The sequence below is a fragment of the Paenibacillus lautus NBRC 15380 genome (assembly GCF_004000945.1).
Lineage (GTDB): Bacteria > Bacillota > Bacilli > Paenibacillales > Paenibacillaceae > Paenibacillus_AQ > Paenibacillus_AQ lautus.
The window spans coordinates 1-21138 of the sequence record NZ_BIMF01000027.1 but is presented as its reverse complement, the minus strand read 5'-3'; the positions used below and the strand labels follow the sequence as shown (position 1 = coordinate 21138).

Annotated in this window: 17 protein-coding genes and 4 pseudogenes; 4 read left to right on the top strand and 17 right to left on the bottom strand. The window is 42.9% G+C overall.

Annotation, left to right across the window (positions count from 1 at the left end):
• Positions 1–10: 10 nt before the first annotated feature.
• The 4 genes from PLA01S_RS28665 to PLA01S_RS28650 are packed head-to-tail and all read right to left on the bottom strand — an operon-like array spanning position 11 to position 6128.
• Positions 11–2998, bottom strand: coding sequence for a TIM-barrel domain-containing protein (locus PLA01S_RS28665; protein ID WP_164817534.1), 2988 nt, complete (start codon positions 2996–2998; stop codon positions 11–13).
• Positions 2999–3043: 45 nt separating this feature from the next.
• Positions 3044–4312: an ABC transporter substrate-binding protein gene (locus PLA01S_RS28660; RefSeq protein ID WP_164817533.1), complete on the bottom strand. Its 1269-nt coding sequence runs from the start codon at positions 4310–4312 to the stop codon at positions 3044–3046.
• Positions 4313–4355: 43 nt separating this feature from the next.
• The gene (locus PLA01S_RS28655) at positions 4356–5237 is read right to left on the bottom strand and encodes a carbohydrate ABC transporter permease (RefSeq protein WP_127595361.1); all 882 of its coding nucleotides are present in this window, start codon (positions 5235–5237) and stop codon (positions 4356–4358) included.
• A gap of 12 nt (positions 5238–5249) precedes the next feature.
• Positions 5250–6128, bottom strand: a complete 879-nt coding sequence (locus tag PLA01S_RS28650) for a carbohydrate ABC transporter permease (RefSeq protein WP_246059903.1) — start codon at positions 6126–6128, stop codon at positions 5250–5252.
• Positions 6129–6436: 308 nt separating this feature from the next.
• On the opposite strand from PLA01S_RS28650, the gene PLA01S_RS28645 reads away from it, so the two are divergent.
• Positions 6437–7336 (top strand): AraC family transcriptional regulator, encoded by a 900-nt coding sequence (locus PLA01S_RS28645; RefSeq protein WP_127595358.1) that lies wholly within the window; start codon positions 6437–6439, stop codon positions 7334–7336.
• Between the two features lie 57 nt (positions 7337–7393).
• On the top strand, positions 7394–7579 hold the full coding sequence (locus PLA01S_RS33110) for a hypothetical protein (RefSeq protein ID WP_371860466.1): 186 nt from the start codon (positions 7394–7396) through the stop codon (positions 7577–7579).
• On the opposite strand, the pseudogene PLA01S_RS28635 reads toward PLA01S_RS33110, so the two are convergent.
• Positions 7517–7912, bottom strand: a pseudogene (locus PLA01S_RS28635) (ABC transporter permease); the annotation flags it as partial. The gene PLA01S_RS33110 and the pseudogene PLA01S_RS28635 overlap by 63 nt on opposite strands.
• 10 nt (positions 7913–7922) lie before the next feature.
• Here PLA01S_RS28635 and PLA01S_RS28630 point away from each other — a divergent pair.
• Positions 7923–9424, top strand: a pseudogene (locus PLA01S_RS28630) (Tn3 family transposase); the annotation flags it as partial.
• 245 nt (positions 9425–9669) lie between these two features.
• Here the strand turns inward: PLA01S_RS28630 and PLA01S_RS28625 are convergent.
• The 6 genes from PLA01S_RS28625 to PLA01S_RS28595 all read right to left on the bottom strand — a co-directional run bounded on the left by PLA01S_RS28625 (position 9670) and on the right by PLA01S_RS28595 (position 14802).
• Entirely contained in the window at positions 9670–10494 is an 825-nt protein-coding gene (locus PLA01S_RS28625) for an ATP-grasp domain-containing protein (RefSeq protein ID WP_127595433.1), read from the bottom strand.
• A 633-nt stretch (positions 10495–11127) separates the two neighbouring features.
• On the bottom strand, positions 11128–11502 hold the full coding sequence (locus tag PLA01S_RS28615; RefSeq protein ID WP_127595349.1) for a nuclear transport factor 2 family protein: 375 nt from the start codon (positions 11500–11502) through the stop codon (positions 11128–11130).
• 101 nt (positions 11503–11603) lie between these two features.
• Positions 11604–12239: an NAD(P)H-binding protein gene (locus PLA01S_RS28610; RefSeq protein ID WP_127595345.1), complete on the bottom strand. Its 636-nt coding sequence runs from the start codon at positions 12237–12239 to the stop codon at positions 11604–11606.
• A 197-nt stretch (positions 12240–12436) separates the two neighbouring features.
• Positions 12437–13180 carry an SDR family oxidoreductase gene (locus PLA01S_RS28605; RefSeq protein ID WP_023988867.1) on the bottom strand — a complete coding sequence of 248 codons (744 nt, stop codon included), beginning with the start codon at positions 13178–13180 and terminating at the stop codon, positions 12437–12439.
• A 44-nt stretch (positions 13181–13224) separates the two neighbouring features.
• Positions 13225–14253, bottom strand: a complete 1029-nt coding sequence (locus PLA01S_RS28600) for an NADH:flavin oxidoreductase/NADH oxidase (protein WP_127595342.1) — start codon at positions 14251–14253, stop codon at positions 13225–13227.
• A 126-nt stretch (positions 14254–14379) separates the two neighbouring features.
• Positions 14380–14802: a MarR family winged helix-turn-helix transcriptional regulator gene (locus PLA01S_RS28595; protein ID WP_127595339.1), complete on the bottom strand. Its 423-nt coding sequence runs from the start codon at positions 14800–14802 to the stop codon at positions 14380–14382.
• A gap of 339 nt (positions 14803–15141) precedes the next feature.
• Between PLA01S_RS28595 and PLA01S_RS28590 the strand changes: the two are divergent.
• Positions 15142–15644, top strand: a pseudogene (locus tag PLA01S_RS28590) (recombinase family protein).
• Between the two features lie 277 nt (positions 15645–15921).
• Here PLA01S_RS28590 and PLA01S_RS28585 read toward each other — a convergent pair.
• The 6 genes and pseudogenes from PLA01S_RS28585 to PLA01S_RS28560 form a co-directional block, all read right to left on the bottom strand.
• Complete coding sequence (locus PLA01S_RS28585; RefSeq protein WP_127595336.1) at positions 15922–17406, bottom strand: amidase family protein; 1485 nt, start codon at positions 17404–17406, stop codon at positions 15922–15924.
• Positions 17407–17799: 393 nt separating this feature from the next.
• Positions 17800–18234, bottom strand: coding sequence for a DUF6773 family protein (locus PLA01S_RS28580; RefSeq protein ID WP_127595333.1), 435 nt, complete (start codon positions 18232–18234; stop codon positions 17800–17802).
• 4 nt (positions 18235–18238) lie between these two features.
• The gene (locus tag PLA01S_RS28575) at positions 18239–18418 is read right to left on the bottom strand and encodes a helix-turn-helix transcriptional regulator (protein ID WP_268801976.1); all 180 of its coding nucleotides are present in this window, start codon (positions 18416–18418) and stop codon (positions 18239–18241) included.
• An 829-nt stretch (positions 18419–19247) separates the two neighbouring features.
• Complete coding sequence (locus tag PLA01S_RS28570) at positions 19248–20099, bottom strand: DUF4367 domain-containing protein (protein ID WP_127595330.1); 852 nt, start codon at positions 20097–20099, stop codon at positions 19248–19250.
• Complete coding sequence (locus PLA01S_RS28565) at positions 20096–20662, bottom strand: sigma-70 family RNA polymerase sigma factor (RefSeq protein WP_127595431.1); 567 nt, start codon at positions 20660–20662, stop codon at positions 20096–20098. The genes PLA01S_RS28570 and PLA01S_RS28565 overlap by 4 nt, the downstream gene beginning before the upstream one ends.
• Positions 20663–20739: 77 nt before the next feature.
• Positions 20740–20982, bottom strand: a pseudogene (locus PLA01S_RS28560) (N-acetyltransferase); the annotation flags it as partial.
• Positions 20983–21138: the final 156 nt, after the last annotated feature.

Below are 21138 nucleotides of genomic sequence, written 5' to 3'. Positions count from 1 at the left end.
ATTGTTGCCCTTAAAAGGTTGTAAACTCTAGAAACCCAAGATTCAGTTCGCCATGATCCAGCTGGAAACGGATAACATGCTCTCCTTCCGGAAGAATGAAGCCCGAATTGGATACATTGATCCATGTGCCCGCTCCCTGTCCCTCAAATCGGACAGCTCCGGACAGATTACGTTCATCCACCCAGACACTTAAAGAGCCGCTGACCTGAGAGGCCAGTCGTAGGGTTACTGCGTAACGGTCCTCTTTCGGTATGCGGACGGTATATTCTAGCCAGGAACCAGGCTTGAGCCCGGCCAAATACCATCCCCCGCCCGAATCCTCCGTCTCCTTCATGTTTACTCGTTCGTCCCGGTAGCTATTTCCGCTCAAGTCGTCCTGGACGACCCGGAAGGCGATTTTTTCACCGCCGCGGTCAAAGTTCTCTGCCCTGATCCGGCATGGCAATGTCGCAGGAGGATAGAGATAGGGCGTCTGACCGCCGTATGCCTCATGAATTTGTTCACGTTCGACTCCGGCGCCGGATCCGACAAGGATTGGCTTTGCCGGCCAGGGGAACCATGGATCGCCTGTAGTAACATTCACTTCATAATGCAACCGTTCATCCGTGCTGAAGCGAATAGAGAGGATTCTCCTATCCCGGTCCCAATACCATCCATGATCCCCTTGCTCCCAGATGCGTTCGGAATCGGCTCGGGATAAGTCAATCTCACCCAAATCGACACGATGAGGCGAATACTGCAAATGAATTTTCATTTCGTATGCAGAAGGAGTGAAGTGCTTATTGGACTCATCCAAGGTAACCGTTACGGATGTCCCGGCTAATTCTGCGCAGCGAATGACGGTTTCCGTGTACATGCCTTCGGTCTCGAAACGATTCGTTTTCCCGTCGTCTTGGTACAACGTAAAGGTCGACGTTCCATCCGGATAAATATCGAAACAGATTGGATCCCATGCCTTCTCGCCGGTATGGCCCATTTCGGGGACCATCGGAATGATCGCTCCAGACTTTACAAATAGAGGGATCCGGTTCTGTGGCGCATAAACCATGGCCGACTGTCCGCCTTCATAGACATGGCCGTAATCGTAGTCAATCCAGCGCCCTTGCGGGAAGTAAATCTCGCGAGCATTGGTAAATTCGGTGAATACTGGAGCGACAAGCAGTTCTCTCCCGAACAGAAATTGATCTTTAAGGTCAAAAACTTCCGGATCATCCGGATATTCGAATACGAGCGCTCGCATGATCGGCGAACCAGTGAGATGCGTTATCCGATGATAACTGTAAATATAGGGAAGCAAACGGTACCGAAGCTTGAGATAATGCCGCGCGCTGCTTTCAACGAGCGCCCCGAAAGCATAAGGTTCCGAAGGACCGACATGGTGGGCGCGCGTAATCGGCGAAAAGCATGCAAACTGCATCCATCTCTCGAACAGCAGCCCCTGTGATGCAGAGTCATTCTTGAATAAATGCCCCAAAGTCCCCTCAGCCGGATCGTAGGTCGAGGAGATGAAGCCCCCTGCATCGGACGTCCAGGCGGATATGCCCGACATCGACGCATTCAAGGCCTCCGGTCCATGCGCGGCAAAGGTTTCGTAATCGGAGAACACGTCTCCCGTCCAAATCGATGTTCCGTATTTCTGAATCCCCGCCGTCCCGCTTCTGCCCAGAATGAACACTCTGGAACTTGGAACATAATTTTTCTGCATTTCGTAATACGCTTTCGCGTTCAGCAGGGCAAAAACATTGTGAATCTCCTCTTTGGGACCCCCATGATAATGCGTGTTGAGCGGTTCCCCTTCCGGCTCAATCAGATCCAGCCACCATCCTTTGATGCCTTCCTCATACAAAGGCTGGATTTGCGGCCACAGCCACTCCTTGATGTTCGGTGCCGTAAAATCCATCAATTCGCCGCCATAATGGCCGCAGGTCACCGTGCTTCCTTCACCGTCCGTGGCAAAAATGCCGTGTTCAACGCCGTCCTGGTAATTGGTGCTGTCTTTCTTGATCATCGGTCCGGCATTGGACAACATGAAGTTGACCCCATCAAGCCCGTGAGCAGCGATTCGCTCACGGCTTTTTCCTTTCCAGCGGGGATGCCATTTAAAATTCATCATATGTTCGGCCCAGTCATAATCAAACACGATGGCATCCAAAGGAATGTCCCTTGAACGCATTTGATGAATAACGTTATCCGTTTCTTCCCAATCGTGATACGTGCATTTACTTTGAATGAAGCCCAGCGCCCACAGCGGCAGCATAGACGGGCGGCCAGTCAGCCAGGTATACTGCTCCAAAATACCGGCAAAAGACGGGGCGTTGATGAAATAATACAGGAGCTCGCCGCCTTCAGCTCTCCAGTAATAATAACGCTGCGACTCGTTTCCCATATCAAACCGCATCCGGTAACTGTTGTCCACGAACATGCCATAGGGCTTCTGTTGGGGACCGGTGCTGATAAAATAGGTGACCGGAATGTCTGCTGTTACTCTCCCTTTGGATATTTTTTGTCCTGTGATCATATCCCGGACGATCCCTCTTCGGTCCAGGGAACCCCCATAGTGGTCATTGTCCTGTCCCAGCCCGTAGAAGTGCTCCGAGTCCGAGAGCGTATGATACAGATACACGGCTCCCGATTCGTCCCAACCGGCTCCCGCTTCCGGGCGCTGGGAACTAATAGGCTCCCTGTCGTCCTGCTGATAAAAATCAACGGATACTGGCGATTTATTGACCCTTACCGAGAGGCCAGGCGTCAGGACGCGGATGTACGCCCCTTCATCGCTGACTTGAAAATCGCATGCTTCCCAGTGCTCCTCCTCTACCGCATAGGATGGTTTCTTCTCAAATGTACCGCATGGGTCAACCCATACACGCACCGTTTGAGGCGAACATATATCCAGACGGACACCAGCCTGGTCGCTCGTGTAAATCAACACGCTCGATTTCCGGACATCATGGCTTTCATATTTATAATCTTGAATCCATGTTGGTTGCTTAGTCACATTGCACATGGTTTCCACTCCTTACGCGAGATACGCTCTCTATTTTCATTTCATATTAAATTTCTTTCGGATCTTGTCCGCCAGTTTGGGAAGAGCAACATCCGCTCTTTCCTTGCCTCTGGCAATTTCATCGACGACCGGTTGGATCAAGTCCTGCGCCTGGGCCAGGCTCGGAAACGATGGCATGACCACCGTATTTTCCTTCATGGATTTAGGCACGGATTTTACGTTGTCCGGCGAGTATTGCCCTTCAAGGAAGAACGGCTCTGCTCGTTTCACCGAGGGATAGGCGCCCACAATGTTCGATTGGATATCCTGCCCTCCTCCATGAGTCAAAAACTCAAGCAGCTTCCACGCTACCTCTGGATGCTTGGTTTGCGAGCCGATCGCGATCGGAAGCCCCAACAGCTGTGACTTGTTCCCGGCACGTCCGGCAGGTACTTCCACCACATCAAATTTGAATTTGGCTTCTTCTGTATAGGCCTTCCAGTTCCAAGGACCGCTAAAGGTCATTGCGGCCTTTCCTGCGAGGAACAAATCCCCCAGCCCCTGGGATTCAGCCGTCGTCGGGGCGACGTGATGAACATTGGTCAAATCGGCCACCCATTGCAGTGCTTCGATCGTATTCGGGCTGTCCATCAGCACCTTACTACCATCCTGACTGAAGAGTGCGCCTCCATTTTCAACAATCGCTTCCTGCCAGGAGTATGAGGTCATCCCAAATTGCGTGGTTCTGCCTTTGGCATCCCGGATCGTCAATTTTTTAGCCGCATCCAGAAAGTCATCCCAGGTCCAGTTGTCTTTGGGATAGGGAACGCCTGCTTTATCGAACATATCTTTGTTATAAGCGATATTGATCGTAATCATATCCCGCGGAAGCGCATACATCTTCCCGTTCCAGGATCCCCGTTCGATGGCGCCGGGAAGCCAGTCTTCCTTTTTCATGCCTTTTTCCTTGAAAAAGTTGTCCAGGTCCAGAAGCAGGCCCTTTTCCGCAAAATCGGCCAAGAACGTATCCTGGATCCAGACCAGGTCCGGCTGATTGTTTCCTGCTGACATCGTGACAAACTTCTGCATGATGTTATCGAACGGTGCAACCACGATTTCAACCTTAATTTCCGGATTTTGTTTCTCGAACTCCTCGATGATTTGCCGGTCGCCACTCACCTCCGCGGGACCGTTCCCCCACATCATAATGCGTATGGTTTTGGTTCCGTCAGCGTTAACGCCGCTACTACCAGCGGAGCATCCCGTCAACAACAAACAGCATGTCATCAACATCGATATTGCAATCCATACTAACTTCATTCTCATCCTGTTCATACCTCTTCCCCCCGTTCCGTTCGAATCATCTGCTCTATCCCTTCAGCCCTGACGTCGCAATTCCCTGGACAAAGTACTTCTGTGCGAAAAAAAACAAAGCGATCAGCGGTAAAATCACCATCGTGCTGGCGGCCATCATCGGTCCCCAAAGCATGGTGTTCTGCCCTTTAAAGGTTTGAATTCCCAGGGACAATGTGAATTTGGCCGTATCATTCAAATAAATGAGCGGTCCAAAGAAGTCGTTCCAACTTCCCATAAAGCTGAGGATGCCGACGGTAATCAACGATGGAACGGAAAGCGGCAGCATGATATTCCAGAAGATCCGGAACGATCCGCAGCCGTCGATAATTGCTGCCTCATCCAGTTCTTTGGGGATCGTTCTGAAAAACTGACGCAGCATGAAGATAAAGTAGGCGCTCCCAAAAAAGGATGGTACGATCAACGGTAAAAACGTATTGATCCATCCCAGCCTTGCGAAGATCAGATAGACCGGAATCATAGTAACCTGAGATGGCAGCATCATCGTTGCAAGGAGCATGACGAACCAAAAGTTCCTTCCTTTACCGTTAATTCTCGCAAATCCGTAAGCAACCAGTGCACTGGAAAGAATCGTTCCGAGCACTGACAACAACGTAACAATGATCGTATTTTCATAGAATTTCAAAAATGGAACCAAGTCGAACACTTCGCCGTAGTTTTTCCAATCGAATTGTTTAGGTAAAATGGAAGGTGGATAGGTTATCGCTTCGGCTTCGGGTTTTAACGACGTGCTCAGGAGCCATACGAAGGGCAGCAGAAAGAGGACGGATAACACAATCAGCAGTACATAGACTACGATCCGATCCATTTTTCGGGAGCCTTTTATACTTTGGATTCTTTTGTGCGGCGCCTCAGCAGTTGTTGATATGTTGGTCATGCCATTCCCTCCTTAATCTTCGTAGTAGACACGCTTGCCTAACACCTTAAATTGAATGGCTGTAAAAATCAGAATAATTACGAAAAGCACCCAAGCGATGGCAGAGGCATATCCCATATTGAAATACTTAAAGGCATTCTGGTATAGGTATTGAACCATGAACAGCGATGCGTAGTTTGGTCCTCCGTTGCTCATAACGTAGGATTGGGTAAATACTTGGAATGACCCAATCATCCCCATAATGAGATTGAAGAAGATCACATGGGACGTCATCGGAACGGTCACATTCCAAAACTTCTTCCAACGCCCGGCACCATCCATCTCTGCGGCTTCATAGAGTGAGGTTGGAACGCCCTGTAATCCGGCTAAATAAATGACCATGCCGCCGCCTGCTCCCCATAAGCTCATGATGATCAAGGCCGGCTTGACCATCGTCTCACTGGCTATCCAGTCAGAAACCGGCAATCCAAGCGCTGAAAGCATGGCATTAGCCAGACCGAATTGCGGTTGAAAGATCAGCAGCCACAGGAGCGAGTTGGCTACCGCCGGCACCAGAGACGGGAGATAAAAGAGCGTTCGAAACGCGCCCATAAATTTCACTTTCGCGTTAAGCAGGACTGCGAGCAGGTAACCTGCGGCGATACCAAGCGGCACGCCAATGATCGTGTAATAGAACGTATTCCACAACGATTTCCAAAAAATGTAGTCCTGCGAAACTAATCTATAGTTCTCTAATCCAATCCACTTGGACACCCCAAACAGCTTCCAGTCGGTAAATGAAATATACAGAGAATACAACATCGGTCCAGCTGTGAGTACAATAAACCCGAACAGCCATGGCAAAATAAAGAGATAGAATTGGCGTGTTGTCTTGCTTCTGGAAATCCTCAAGCTTCATCACTCCCGTGTCGGTTTAGAATAGTGTCTTACATCACCACCAAACATAAAGCGCTTTCAAGTTGTTTAAAGAACTATTTATTTTGATATATGTGTTCTCGTCGTCCATCCTCCTCTGGTGTACAATCTCATTTATGAAGATGATGTGGATGCATCACATTTGTTCCTTATTATAAGCGAGAGAGTAACTCCCTCCGATAACGAACGGAGCCAACCCGGGGATGAATAATGAACCAAATGGGACATATTTTGTTTTTGCAGGTATACTAGTAGTGCAGAATCTAAGTGCTTAGAGGTGCGATATGGATATTAAAAAACCAGTCCCTGATTTTGTAACATTTGAGGATATGTATACGGAGATTTGCTTATACGGGGCCCACATTTCCGTTGTCGAACATCCGGGTATGGTGTGTCAGCGGCACTTACACCATATGATGTACGAACTCAACTATGTGCTGGAAGGATCTCAAACTTGCATTATCAATGATCAATCATTTACACAACAGACAGGAGACCTGGTCATTATCCCCCCCATGATGCTACATCAATATCGTGTGGAGTCCGGAGCACGCACCAAATACTTTGTCGCCCATATTAAAATTATCGAACCGACTTTTTTGCAAAAAATGATGAAAGCCGCACCAATGATGATTCACCCGGACACCCAATTAAGCAGAAATTTGAATGTCCCTGTTCAGGATCTAATGATGAGTTTGGAAAACAAGGAATCCTTTATTTCGATTCTTCATCGAATTTTTGACATCTCGTTTCAAATTGAACAATTTTGCGAACATGAGTCTGTGCTGCTCCAGTCTGACCAGGATTTGTCTTACCAAATTGCGCGGGAAATCGAGAAGTTGCTGGTCCCCTCAGAGAAACTGGGGGAGGAATCCTTTTCCAACTGGTTGGAGCAGATCTCAAATCGTCTGGGCTTCAGCAGAAGGCACTGCAGCCGGATTTTTCGAGAGGTCTATCAGATGTCCCCACGAGATTACCTATCCATTCTCCGACAGCAGGAAGCCATGCAATTTTTATTAAATGGAAATGATTCCATCGAACAAATAGCTTATCGAATCGGGTATGAAAATGTACAAAGCTTTATTCGCCAATTTACAAAATGGACTGGGATGACCCCGGGGAAATTTCGCAAGAAACAGGATGGTGCTGCAATGTACCTCACGCCGCTTGAGGAACGAATCTAAAATAAATTATTGCTCTAAGGGTTGGGTGAATATCAAAAAGCCCCTTCGTTCAAAGACGTGACCGACTCCGCCTGGTATCATGACGCCGTGGCGATCGCCAAGGAGAATGGCTTAAGTTCTGGTTTCGAGGACACACCTTCCGGCCGAACGGCCAGATCACACGGGAACAACGTTTATCATTTATGCTACCTTACTCTTGTAAGCCCTCTTTGCGAAAATATAAGCAACAACAAGAACACCTAAGCACCATAGAATCGCAATCAAAGCGTCATTCCCTACAGGCTCATTCATAAGCAGGGAACGGATGGCTCCAACAATAGCAGTAACCGGTTGATGTTCCGCAAAGGCGCGGACGACTCCGGACATGGATTCGGTGGGGACAAAGGCTGAACTCACAAACGGCAGGAACATAAGCGGATAGGAGAATGCACCAGCTCCCTCGGCGCTTTTGGCTAATAGGCCGGATATGACTGCCATCCAGGTCAATGCGAGCGTAAACAGCAATAGAATCCCGGTTACGAGCAGCCATTCAGTGATTCCGGCAGACGCCCGGAATCCCATTAACAGGGCAAATAATCTATCCCACCTGCCCCAAGATTTTGAAGAACACAAAGAAGAATATTTCCAAGCGCTAAAAGCGCCACTCGATGTAGAGCCTTTTATTTCGGACATTATACAACTGATGAAAGATAAGCTCTATTTACTGAACCAAGGCTTTGAAGATAAGAGCAACGATAAAGTTGCGATTACCAGCAGAAATAACAAGGGATGGATTCGTGTTACCCCGCTAGAAAAGCGCCCGAACCTCCACATTTGTCTATGATTAAACAGGAGATCAGAAACCGTTGGTTTAATATCAACCTCTTAGATTTATTAAAAGAAACAGACTTTCATACTGGATTCACCAAGCACTTTAAAACTACAGCGGACCGGTCTATTTTAGATGAGGAAACGATTCAACGTCGGCTACTTCTCAGTCTATTTGGATTGGGAACAAATACAGGTTTAAAAGCTGTCTCTGCTGGAAATAACCAAGATAGCTATCGTGAACTTCAGTATATCCGTAATAAATTTATTCATAAAGATCACTTGCGAAAAGCCAATGCAGAGGTTACCAATCAAATCATTTACCATCGAATAAAAGAGGTGTGGGGGGAAGCTACTACCGCCTGCGCTTCCGATTCAAAACATTTTGGATCGTGGGATCAAAACCTTCTTACTGAATGGCATCCTCGTTATAAAAGACATGGAGTCATGATATATTGGCATACAGATCGCAAGTCAGCATGTATCTATTCTCAGCTTAAAACTTGTCTTTCCTCCGAAGTTGCAGCCATGATGGAGGGTGTTCTTCGTCATTGTACAGACATGGAAATAGACCGAAATTATGTAGACACGCATGGACAAAGTGTCGTTGCTTTTGCCTTTTGTCATTTGCTTGATTTTAAGCTGATGCCACGCTTCAAAAATATTGGCTCTCAAAAATTATATCGTCCTGAAGCCGGAATGAATGAGGAATATCCTCACTTACAACCTGTATTAAGTAGGCCCATTAACTGGGATCTCATCCGTCAACAGTATGAGCAAATCATCAAGTTTGCGACTGCTTTACGGTTAGGAACTGCATCAGCAGAAGCTATTTTAAAGCGATTTACGAGAGATACGAAGCACCCGACTTACCAAGCTTTATGTGAGTTAGGGAAAGCGATAAAAACCATTTTCTTATGTGATTATCTGCATTTTGAGGAAGTTCGTAGAGAAATCCATGAAGGACTAAATACCGTTGAACATTGGAATTCTGTTAACAATTACATTTTTTATGGAAAGAATAGCGAAATTCGGTTCAATTCTCTAGAAGACCAAGAAGTATCTGCATTATCGCTCCAATTGCTTCAAAACTGCTTAGTTTATATCAATACTTTAATGGTTCAAGAGATTCTCTATAATAACAATCAGTATTGGTTAAAGAGGATGACTCCCGAAGACTTTAGAGGATTAACACCTTTATTTTATAACCATGTGAATCCATATGGGACATTTAAATTAAATATGAATAAGAGAATTCCAATCAATCTAAAAATTTCATAAAAGTGTTGCTTTGAAATAAAGTTTGATCAAAAACACCTCACAAACTCGTATTTTTTACGGTAAATAAAAGAATCCACTTTGAAAAAAAGATTGATCAAAATAGATTCTTATTCTACAGATTTAAGTTTCGGTTTTATAAAAAAGTTTGATCATTTTCTACCTTTGATACTCCACAATCGCGCCCTATAATGGAATAACTAAGATGCTTATATTAGCTGGTATAGTTCTATAAGAACAGTAAAAATTTAAACCTTAAGAGCTTTTTGTAATGATTTTTTCATTGCTTCTACAAAATTCTGACGTGTCTCTTCAGATAATTCTAATAAGGAAAGATAAGGATTTAAATCTTCTAATTCGACTAATAAAAGCTCCCCTTGTTCGCTTCGACAGGCATCAACTCGTTGAATCCCCCAGTCAAGATTATTCCAGTCGATGAAACGTTTAGCAAAAGCTAAATCTTCTTCCGTAGGTACATACTCTTTCAATTCCCATCTTTTATCTTTATCCGGTGCATAAAGAGCATACTGAAATTCTTTGTTGATAAAATAAAATGAGACTTCATATTCAAAATTGATAAATGGTTGTACCAATGTATTTTTCGATTCTGAATTAACTTTTTCACTCAATTCATCTTTCGTAACAAATTCCATCCCGATAGAATCTGCTCCATCTTTCGGCTTTACGATATACGTGTCTACATTAGGGAGTTTATTTAGGGAATCAAGCGTATCAATCGTTGGAATAACAGGAAAATGAGCATTTGTTAGTTCTATTAAATATTCTTTTCCGTTCATATCAGCCTTCCCATCAAACGAATTATATGTGTTTAAATGTTTAGAAACAATTCGGTTGCGGAACGCTTCATATTTGTCTTTAAAATTTGCGACTGGACCTGCATTTCGGAAAACAATTAAATCAGCATGATCTTCAAATGCTTCGATATCTTCAGGATGACAGATGACCAAATTAAAGGCTTCTCTAAGTTTAGAAGTAAGAAATAAATCCTCTTCATAATAGTTTCTTCCTTTTGCTTCATAATATAAATCTGTTACAAATAGTAGCGTCTTCATTACGCCTTCACCTGCTTTTCTTAAATTTTTATTCACTAAAAAACACCCCTTAGATAATCTTATCCAAAGGGGTAAAGCATCGTAACTTTTTTGCAAACGGTATAACTTTCATTAAAACGGTACATCTTTTTTATAAACGGTACTTTGTTTCAAATCTACACCTGTTTTTTAAATTATAAGATATTCTAAAACCTTTGAATACCGTAAATTTCCTTCTTTTAGTTCAATAAAAAGAAAAAAGAGGATTATCTCACCATCCCCTCTTGTATATCAGGCTTTTTTATTTCTGGACCCTTTATGAAAACTCTTACATTTATAAAGGCTAATAGACCGAAATTTCCGAATGTTACCACGTTTAAAGTTACCCGTAATTTTTAGCTAACACTAACTAGACAAGCCAATAATCATCTAAATGGTGACATCAATAAAATTAAGCTTTGTACTGTCGTAGGAATAGTAGTTATACGTAATCTTCTTCTTGTCTAGGATTCGCATTACATTGGTTTTGTCCTGCTTTTTTACACATAATTATCACCGATCTGACTGTTTAAAAGGTTTTAATTCCTGTCTCAAAAACAGTGGACAGTCCTCTATTTTTGAGACAGGCTTATGATTCTATTTGGAAATTACTTATTACGAATGCAGATGGAATAACTTCGAAATAATGATCCATTCACCGTCTAGTTTAAGTAATTGCTGAAAATCAGTGTATGATTCGCCATATGCATCATTCTCTAAACTTATACGAACAGAAGCAATCGTTCCTTCAACATCTAGAATATCAACCCTTGATTTAAGATCCATTGCAGAACCAGCTTTATCCATAAAGTCCCATAAGTTTTGAATAGGTCCTCCTAGAAAGCCATCAGTTGTATTGTAACCGTACATAGTTGCATCTTTATGAAAAGCTTGCTTTGCTACTTCTTTGTTCCCTGAAATAAGACCTTCAATATACTTATTCACCACTTTAATAATCTCATCGTAATCTTTTATTGCTGTTTTGCTCATTTTTCCTAAATCCCCCTTAAGTTATAAATAGTCCGTTTAACGATAATAAAGTTTTCTAACCCAGGCTCGTTTTATTTAATTAGCACATATAAAAGCTATTCTTATAAATTCCGCAAAGCATCTGATATAGGAGTTTTACCATCGCTCATTGTGATGACTTTTTCGATGGTATTAGGGTCTTGCAAACTCTGAACTAACGTATCCACTACATTTTCTATAGAATTTTCACCAGGATAATCAATATTGACATCTATTTTTCCAGATCCAGGCTCCTCTTTTAAAACACCAGGCTGTAATATTGTATAGTCTAGCTTGGTATTATTAATTAGCCAATGATCAGCAAAATGTTTAGCAATATTATAATTTGTTAAATCTTTTAGAAAAGACTGATTCCACTTGTCTTGATTTAGGGCAAAAACTGAACTAAGAATGATAAATCTTTTTATTTTCTTGTGCTCAGCAGCGCGCATCACTTTAACAGCACCATTTAAGTCAATCTTCAATAAATCTTTTCCTTTAGAACCAGCTACAAAGAAAATAGCTTCTGCATCATACATATGCTCAGCTATTGCTTCAGGGCTCGCTAATAAATCTATATGAACATAGCGAACATTGTTCGAACTGCTTGTGAGGTTATCCCTTCTAGTTCCTGCGTAAACAAAATGTCCGTTCTCAACTAGTTTATCAACAAGATGTGAACCTACTCGACCATTAGCTCCTACTACTAATACCTTCATGAAAAAACCTCCCCAAAAATGAATTTAAATGAGTATTTATCTTATAGTGATAAAAATGATATTAACATGGTCTGACCATATTGATATTATTTTACTCTATTCAATTTAAAACAAACTATAAATGTAAAAACTTATTGTCTAATTCTTATAAGTGGGGTAAATTACCTCTCTTTTCTTTCGTAATCAAAATTATCTCATTACCATTCCTGTGCTGTAGGTGTGACAATCACATCATTAATCATGACGTTCGCAGGCTTATTAACCACAAATCCAATTGTTTCAGCTACATAGTCTACGTCAATAGCTACCTTATTTAATTCTCCCAGTACAGATTTTACATCTTCATCTGTCACTGTATCCTGCCAATTAGTTGCAATGACACCTGGTGAGACTAAAACAGCTTGAATATTATGTTTGACCGATACCTCTTTACGTAGACTTTCGGTAATTGCTCTTACTGCATACTTCGTAGAACTATACACACCATGACCTTCACCAATCGCATGACCGGCAATAGAACCTACATTAATGATTTGTCCACTTCCTTGTTTCTTCATATGAGGTAGGACCGCAGCTACTCCATACAGCACACCTTTTACGTTAAGGTCAATCATCGTTTCCCATTCGTCTACATGAGCGTTATCCCACATGGAGAACAACATCATCCCTGCACTGTTAATTAACGTATCAACTCTTCCGAATTTATCTACTGTAAAGTCTACGAGAGATTGAACGTCTTCTTTGACGGTAACATCTGTCACCTTGTAAGAAGCCTTCCCCCCTTCTTTATTGATTCGCTCTGCTAGATTTTTTAGTTTCTCTTCATTTCTGGCAGCTAGAACGACAGAAGCTCCATTCTTCGCAAGATGAATCGCTGTTGCTTCTCCAATCCCACTTGAAGATCCTGTAATAATGACTACTTTGTCTTGAATATATGACATCTTTTATACTCCTCCTTTAGGTTTTTATCTTTTGTCATTTCAACTTATCTTCTAAAACCATCTGCGTACTGTGTAGGCACAGTCGTTTCTTTTTTTAATGTAGCTGCAGCTTCTAATGCCCAATGAGGATTTCGTAACATTCCTCGTCCAACAGCTACAAGGTCTGCCTCCTCATTTCCGATAACAGCGTTTGCCAATCCAGGGGCATCCAATCTTCCAACTGCAATGACCGGAACATTGAGAGCTTTTTTAATTTCTCGAGCTAGTGGTACTTGATAAGCAGCATGCGTACCAGGTTTTCCCCAAGCAGCAATAGGACCTTCACCACCTGAAGAGATGTCAAAGATATCTACTCCTGCTTTTTGATATTCTTTTGAAAACTCTATACTTTGGTTAATTCCATATCCACCTTCTACATATTCTTTAGCAGATATACGCATCATTAACGGCATATCTTCTGGTATCTCAGCTTTGGCTGCTTCAATAATTTCTCGGCCAAACTTAGTTAGATCCTTTCCATACTCATCATTTCTTTTATTTGTTAAAGGAGAGTGGAATTGATGAATTAAATATCCATGAGCACCATGGATTTCAATTGTGTCAAATCCTGCTTTTACTGCGCGCTGTACGGCCTTGCGAAACTTTTCTACCATTTCTTTCACTTCATCTGTTGAAAGAGCTCTAGGTGTTTTTGAATTTTCATCAAATGGAATAGCAGAAGGTGCAACTGGCACCGCAGCATCTTCTGCTTTACGTCCAGCGTGAGCGATTTGAATACCAACTTTTGCTCCATAACGGTGGCAAGCTTCTACAATTCTTGCTAAAGCAGGGATTTGCTCGTCTGACCATAATCCTAAGTCAAAGTCTGAAATACGGCCATCAGGCTCAACATCTGTCATTTCAATCATAATAAATCCAGCTCCACCGATCGCTCTATTTACATAGTGCAGGTAATGCCAGTCCGTAGCGATCCCATCTTTATTTTCAACCGAATATTGACACATTGGAGACATCACAATACGGTTTTTTAACTCCAATCCTTTTATCTTATAAGGACTAAATAAATGTTCCATGATAAAAAACTCCTTTTTATTTAAATTAAATGCATGACGCATGCATATAATTTAACGCTAAATTTTCTCCATGTCAAGTCAAAGTACTCCATCTGAAAAATGAGTACTTTGACTGATTAGGAATTTTTATAACTCTTCTATTAACTGTTTCATTAATCCTTCAACATTAACCGTAGAGAGATATGATTTTAGTATTTCACGGAAAGAAACTAAACTTCTTTGTAGTTTCTTCTCACCTAAGTCAGTTAGGCGAGTATAGGTACCTCTACGGTCATCTGTACAAACATGCTTTTCTAATGCACCACAGCTATTCGCTTCCATATTACCTACTAGCCTAGAAAGCGCACTCTGACTTAAACCGATCATCTCTTGCAATTGCTGTAATCTGAGCTTTTTGTCTGGTGCTTTGGAAAGGTAGTAGAGTACGTAGAATTCTTTTAAAGATAAGCTGTACTCCGCTTGCAGGACATTCTCCAATTCTTTCTTTATTTTATTTTGTATAGAGTCTATGGTTAACCAATGATCCATAAAATCATGATTAGTATTCATGATATTCCACCTATTCTACATTATATTATTGCGTTCTAATCAGAATATATGCACAAACTGGTACGATACCTAAACCATGTTACATAATAATTCTTTAACATACAATTTTACCAAAGTAAAGTGCAAACAGTCAAATTTCTACTACTGAATGTTAGGTACCTAAACTAAAATATCCAATTTAACCACCAAGTGTTATTCAATTATCTGGCCCTTTTCTTGAATAACTAATGTGTTTGAGAGGTCATTTAATCACCTTCAAGCACATACGACATCTCTTTTTTTACTCAACTACATTACCGCGTTTCCACGATTGATCAGAACCTAGACAGACAACTTAGCATGCTAAAGGAATATGGCTGCGAAAAGATAATTGATGAAAAATTCACTGGTACAGTGAAAGACCGTCAAGGTCTGCAGAATTTAATGAATGTGATTAGGGCAAATGATATTGTTGTAGTAGAGAGTATTTCACGTCTGGGTCGTAAAACCTCGATATTTTAAGTATCATTCAAGAATTTGAAGATATAGGAGTACAATTTGTCTCCTTAAAAGAGAATATGGACACACGAACATCAACAGGAAAGGCTATGTTTCAAATGATGTGTGTGATTGCTGAATTGGAACGGAATCTCATCGCTGAACGAGTAAAAGAAGGATTGGAAGCAAGTAAGAAGCGTGGGAAAAAGCTTGGAAGACCGAAAGTCGACAAGGATAAAATAGCCTTGGCCCTACGAATGTATGACAGTAAGGAATACTCTGTAAAAGAAATTATAGAAGGCACTGGTATTTCACAAGGTTCTTTATACAGAGCTATTCAGAAGCGGACCCTAGAAACAACATAAGGAGCATACACTTTGCTCCTGTTTTCTCATATCATCACTCCACTTATCTGCTACTTTGCGGTCTATGACAGCAACCCTGTGACTAGGCCATATAGAGCGATCTCCCGCAGGTTTGCTTTTCAAAATTTCACTTTCAGCTCATTTAATAGCAAATTTCAATCGCTGTGTTTGTATTGAACTATCGTTACCCGTTAGCGTAATCACGATGGTTAAGTCCCTGCAGAGACATGGTCAATACGTAGCTGTTAAGACTAATGGTATCATTACGAATCAGTGACTACATCAATTCACCCAGATCTGGCGGACGACGAAAAAGTGTTGCCTGCTCGAAACTATAGGCGATGCTTATTAACGTGGGCTCACTGAAAGCCCTCCCGGAAAAGACAACACCAAATGGACCCTGCGTCGAATCTCCATCCGCATCAATTGTTCCTTTGGCTGAATAACCGGCGGGCACCGTTATAAGGGGATACCCTAATCTGGCAGCAATGTACATACCATCAATATCACCGGGTAGCATTAATGCATCTAAGCCGTGTTGATCGAGTGCATAGTCAATTCCTTGCGATACTGTCGGATGGTTATATTCTTGACGTTTAAGTTGATAGGTTGTCTCGTTTAGTGCATTTTGTTCCGAGCGAATCAGATTATCTTGGCCAAACTTCAATGAGGAAGCAGCGTGCTTCTGATTATAAGAAATCAATTCTTGAAGAGAATGCACGGGCATATCCGAGCTCAACTTCGATAAATAGTGATTCAGGCCTGTTTTGAATTCGTAGCAGATAACATCATTGTTCCATGGATGCTGTTCCAAATAGAGGTCCACAGGATCGATAACTGTAGCACCTTGCTCACGTAGAACATTAATGGCGGATTCCATGATTGAAAGTCTTTCTTCATCCAATGAATCATAGTAATGTCGGGGAATCCCAATGCGAGCTTTACGCAGAAAGTCTCGGTCGAGATAAGTTGTATAGTCATGAGAAGTACGTTGCGGGCTAGTCCATGTTGCCTCATCGTTTTCGTCAAAACCGACGATTGCTCCAAGTAGAATCGCTGCATCAGTGACTGTCTTGGAAATTGGTCCTGGTGTATCCTGACTTATGGAGATTGGGATTATGCCGCTGCGGCTCGTAAGCCCTATAGTAGGCTTTATTCCAACGAGAAGATGTTGGCTGGCCGGCCCAATAATCGAACCTGCGGTTTCTGTTCCTATCGCTGCTGCTGCCAGGTCCGCAGCTAGTGCTGCAGCAGATCCTGAACTTGACCCGCTGACGAAGAGCTTGCCAGGTCCATATGGATTCAACACATATCCACCCCTAGAACTGAATCCAGCAGGCATACGGCTGGACATAAAATTCGACCACTCGGTCATATTTGCCTTACCTAGAAGAACTGCGCCGGCAGCGCGGAGTTTTGCGGCAATAAACGAATCTTCAGGAGCAAACGACTCAGCCAATGCGATTGAACCAGCGCTCGTATGCATTCGGTCGTGTGTATCGATGTTATCCTTGAGCAGGATTGGTATTCCGTGAAGAGGCCCCCGACTACCTGTTGTTTTTAGCTCAAAATCGAGATTCCTTGCGATTTCAACCACATCTGGATTAATCTCTAATACAGCATTGATCAAAGGATTATACCTATGAATTCTTTCGATATATGCTAGAACGAGGGCTTCGGAGGCACATTCACCCGTAGCCATTGCCTTTTGAATGCTGACCAAATCAGCGTCCTGAATCCAATCTTGCAAGTTGATGCTCATATATTAAGATACCCCCCAGTGATGGTAAATTATAGGACAATAATAATACGGTAACATTCTGTCTTACTACGTGTATAGGTAAAGTTTCGATATAATAAAAAAGTATCTTTGGGCATTGCAGGAGAGCTTATACATATCCGAACATCAATATTGTATCTAAAGAAAACTGCCCGTAAGCACAACGAGGCTACCGATCATGACGGCAGCCTCGTTTAAGTTAATTATTAAGTTATAGTTACCCGTTAGCTCAAAAATGAACATAACTTCGTCTATTAAGCAAGCCACGGAAACCAATTCATTGTTGCTATTTAAGCGCATCACCATGAAACTCAAGATTTAGGGTAAAACATCACCCTTTAAGATAGGGACCGTGTCTATATTGGCATCACACAACTATTCCTCTCCCCGATTGTTTCTTCGGTTGCTCCAGTACTTAAACACAACACACAGCACAAGTACGGCAATTGAAATGGCTAAAATAAGGAAGGTTCCGTCTTTGTCGTCCATTGCTTCCGTCAATTTGGAGGAGTAAACGATAGCCGTTACACAGGTAATAACAGAAAGAAGTAGCGCTGCTGTTGACTTTTTGAGCGGCTTTCCCTTCACTTTCTGCCCTGTATACGCCCCGGCAAACAGTAGACGGATTAAATAACAAGACATGCACACGATCATAATCAAGAAGACATTTACAGGATAATCTAGCCATGTAACCCCAAAACCTCTTAGTCCGATATCTAGAAAAAGTAAATAAAATAGTAACATAAACGACTGGTTACCGATGTGGTTGCGTCTGGCCAACTGCATTTCGTCAAGATCCTTCGAGTTCATTATCTCATTCCTCCCAAAATAGCTGATCCAGTGTCTTTCCGAGCCTCTTGCAGATAGCAATACATAAATGGATTGTTGGATTATAGTCCCCATTCTCAATAGCGTTGACCGTTTGTCTTGTAACGCCTACTGCTTCAGCCAACTCCTTCTGGGACAGGTCCAATGCAGCTCTTGCTGCCTTCATTTTCAAATTCTTAGCCACCTTGTCACCTCTATCCAAAATATAAAACAAACCATACATAATGTCAAATATAATTGACGTTATGTATGGTTTAAAGTACTTTGATTGTTAAATGAAGAGAAAAATATTACCCTTAATTGTAGCTTCGGTTTACACTCTTAAGAAGATCCTACAAAAAACCAAAAATATTGCATTCTTGATGCTACTATTGGAAGATTAATTATTATCTCTTGGTTCAATTTATTATCCTCTCTTGTCTTATCTAACTATCCTGCCCGTTAGCTTAATGAAATTGCATGGAACATAGTAAGATACTTATCTAATCGGGAATCGGCTCATGTTCTTGTCCATTACGGCAATCGGTACAAGTTCTTGTCCTCGACTCGGGACAAGAACTTGTACCGATAAAATAAAAAAGCCGCTAAAATAGCGACTTTCAATGGGACCATGTTCTTGTCCCTCGACAATACAGTTCTTCCTTCCCTTACTCATCAACTACTCTTTCATTTGCTCTATTTAGTCGTTGAGCAGCAACAATACACTACTGCTACTCTCCGGCGTCTTGACCACTTCACCAATTTGTTTTAGATCAGGAGTTTATCTCATATTTCAGTGCTGCCGCATACCTTTGCATTTGCTATAATCGCAAATGCATTTCAGAAAGATTTTAACGATCGCGTACGTAGGCACTTGGTATAGTCCGCCTTCTTTTGAAGCAGTTCCCTTACTAGGCTGAAATGGGCTGGACGCAAAAAGAAACGGCAAAGCCGTCCTTTACAGACGGCTCCCGTTTCTCGTAGAAATATAAGATAGTATACCGCGAATCTTACAATTAGCGGATCGACTCGGCAATGCGGATGATTTCGCTTCTGTTCACACTACCACTGGAGAGGGAATACAGTGCGTCCTTGGTTTCCCAAAGCAGCGTTCTGTCATCCATCAGGATCGCTTTAACACCGTTCAACTGCAATTCCTCAATCTTGCCGTCTGTACCCGTTTCGAACGCACTCTCTTCATCAGGTAGCCGCTGCTGCATGTAGATACTGCCTTTTGTCTCCTTGTTTGTAAAATGGAGATTGACATATTTGCCGCTTACCTCCTCCACGTCACGATAGAATTCCGCTCTGTCAAAGGCGTATCCCTCTGGCAAATACTGCGGGAGCTTTACCGGAAAGTCGGCATAGTCGGCCAGCTTTGTTGTGTCCTTTATGCTGAGTATATGCTCCGCGATGTCCGGGTCCTGCTCTCCCTCTTTGGCAGCTTTGTAAGACTGCTTGCCCGTTGATTCCGTCGGTTGAGCCTGAGGTTCTATCTGCGCCACCTCAATATGTCCCAGATTGAACGAAGCCAGCACTTTATCTACTATATCCTGTGCAAAGGAAGGCTGGGCAATGGTTATGCTCAGCACTCCGCCAGCCAGTACAGCGCTCAGCGCGATGGCAGGACGTTTGAATCCACGTTTATTTTTCATTGTGTTTGCCTCCTGTTTATTGTTCATGGCCCGTACTTTAAACAGCACGGCGCTGCGGTTGGAATATTGGCTGAAATCTTTGCCGGACAGCGCTTGGCCGAGCTCCAGCAGCTCACGGTTTTCCTCTGTACCGGCCAGCCCCCCCGGAGCCGCACCGTGCTCACAAGCCTCTATATCGCGCAAAAACTTATCGTTATTGCCTTTGACTTTCATAACTGATCCACACTCCCAAGTTCAGCTTTCAGTTTTTTCATGGCACGGTAGAGAATCACTCCGATATTGCTTTCGGACAACCCGGTAATCTGGGCAACTTCCGTGTTCCGGAGACAGGCTCCGAATTTTAGCGCCACCAGATTCCGCTCTCTTTCATCCAGTTTGTTAAGCGCACCAATCAGTTTGTCGCTCTGCTCTTCCCGCAGGATTAGGCTTTCCGGGTCTTTTTTGCTTGATACCAGCTCCTTGATTGCTTCCAGCGAGAAGAACTGCTGTCTTTTTTGCCTTCTGTAGTAGTCATTCACTACATTTCTGGCGATGGCGAACATCCATACTTCAAAAGGAGCTTTATTCTGCGAATACGTCTCCAGCTTGCTTAATATCTTTTCAAATACCACACTCGTCAGATCCTCGACCGTATGAATGCTACTCACACGATAGCCGATATAGTTGAAAATCCGTTTATAGTAGGCTTCAAAAATCTCTGTAAACAACCTGTCTATTTCCGTCTTTTCCCTGATCTCCTCCTGCATGAAAGGGTGAAGCAGCGCGCGGTCTTGCATCACTTGAGAATCTCCTTTCGCCAATGTATTACCTGGCCAAGTAATTCAACAGTTAATACGCCCGTATCCCGGTTCCATTACAAAAAAAAAGAAACGGCTGCATCGCCCTCACAGGGACAGCACCCGTTTGCCGCACATTTCAGTATTGTTTTGGCCAGCAAAATCTCCAATGGTTCATCGTTAAGCAGCAGTCCGCCGGCATACCGGCACCCCAGTTTTCTGTAAAAATGCTGCGCCCCTTCATTGGACATCGTCGAGGTCATCAGCCGTTTGAACCCCCGCTGCTTCATTTCATTTTCCCAATAAAAAAGCATCTCGCGGCATGGATATGACTTATCGCAGCTATTACCGGATAAATCTGTAACGGATTTACTGCATTCCCTAGTGCCGGATGTGATCGCATGCTAAAAAAGGAAGTTCGGGGTTCTGAGGAAACATTCTCGGACCAACTAATGGAGAAATAATGAAGTCCATAT

Coding starts and splice junctions, on each gene's coding strand:
- PLA01S_RS28615 (WP_127595349.1), bottom strand. CDS start 11,502: ATGAGCAAAACAGCAATAAAAGATTACGATGAGATTATTAAAGTGGTG.
- PLA01S_RS28595 (WP_127595339.1), bottom strand. CDS start 14,802: ATGAATACTAATCATGATTTTATGGATCATTGGTTAACCATAGACTCT.
- PLA01S_RS28660 (WP_164817533.1), bottom strand. CDS start 4,312: ATGAGAATGAAGTTAGTATGGATTGCAATATCGATGTTGATGACATGC.
- PLA01S_RS28580 (WP_127595333.1), bottom strand. CDS start 18,234: ATGAACTCGAAGGATCTTGACGAAATGCAGTTGGCCAGACGCAACCAC.
- PLA01S_RS28565 (WP_127595431.1), bottom strand. CDS start 20,662: ATGCAAGACCGCGCGCTGCTTCACCCTTTCATGCAGGAGGAGATCAGG.
- PLA01S_RS28655 (WP_127595361.1), bottom strand. CDS start 5,237: ATGACCAACATATCAACAACTGCTGAGGCGCCGCACAAAAGAATCCAA.
- PLA01S_RS28575 (WP_268801976.1), bottom strand. CDS start 18,418: ATGAAGGCAGCAAGAGCTGCATTGGACCTGTCCCAGAAGGAGTTGGCT.
- PLA01S_RS28585 (WP_127595336.1), bottom strand. CDS start 17,406: ATGAGCATCAACTTGCAAGATTGGATTCAGGACGCTGATTTGGTCAGC.
- PLA01S_RS28625 (WP_127595433.1), bottom strand. CDS start 10,494: ATGAAGACGCTACTATTTGTAACAGATTTATATTATGAAGCAAAAGGA.
- PLA01S_RS28605 (WP_023988867.1), bottom strand. CDS start 13,180: ATGTCATATATTCAAGACAAAGTAGTCATTATTACAGGATCTTCAAGT.
- PLA01S_RS28610 (WP_127595345.1), bottom strand. CDS start 12,239: ATGAAGGTATTAGTAGTAGGAGCTAATGGTCGAGTAGGTTCACATCTT.
- PLA01S_RS28600 (WP_127595342.1), bottom strand. CDS start 14,253: ATGGAACATTTATTTAGTCCTTATAAGATAAAAGGATTGGAGTTAAAA.
- PLA01S_RS28645 (WP_127595358.1), top strand. CDS start 6,437: ATGGATATTAAAAAACCAGTCCCTGATTTTGTAACATTTGAGGATATG.
- PLA01S_RS28570 (WP_127595330.1), bottom strand. CDS start 20,099: ATGAAAGTCAAAGGCAATAACGATAAGTTTTTGCGCGATATAGAGGCT.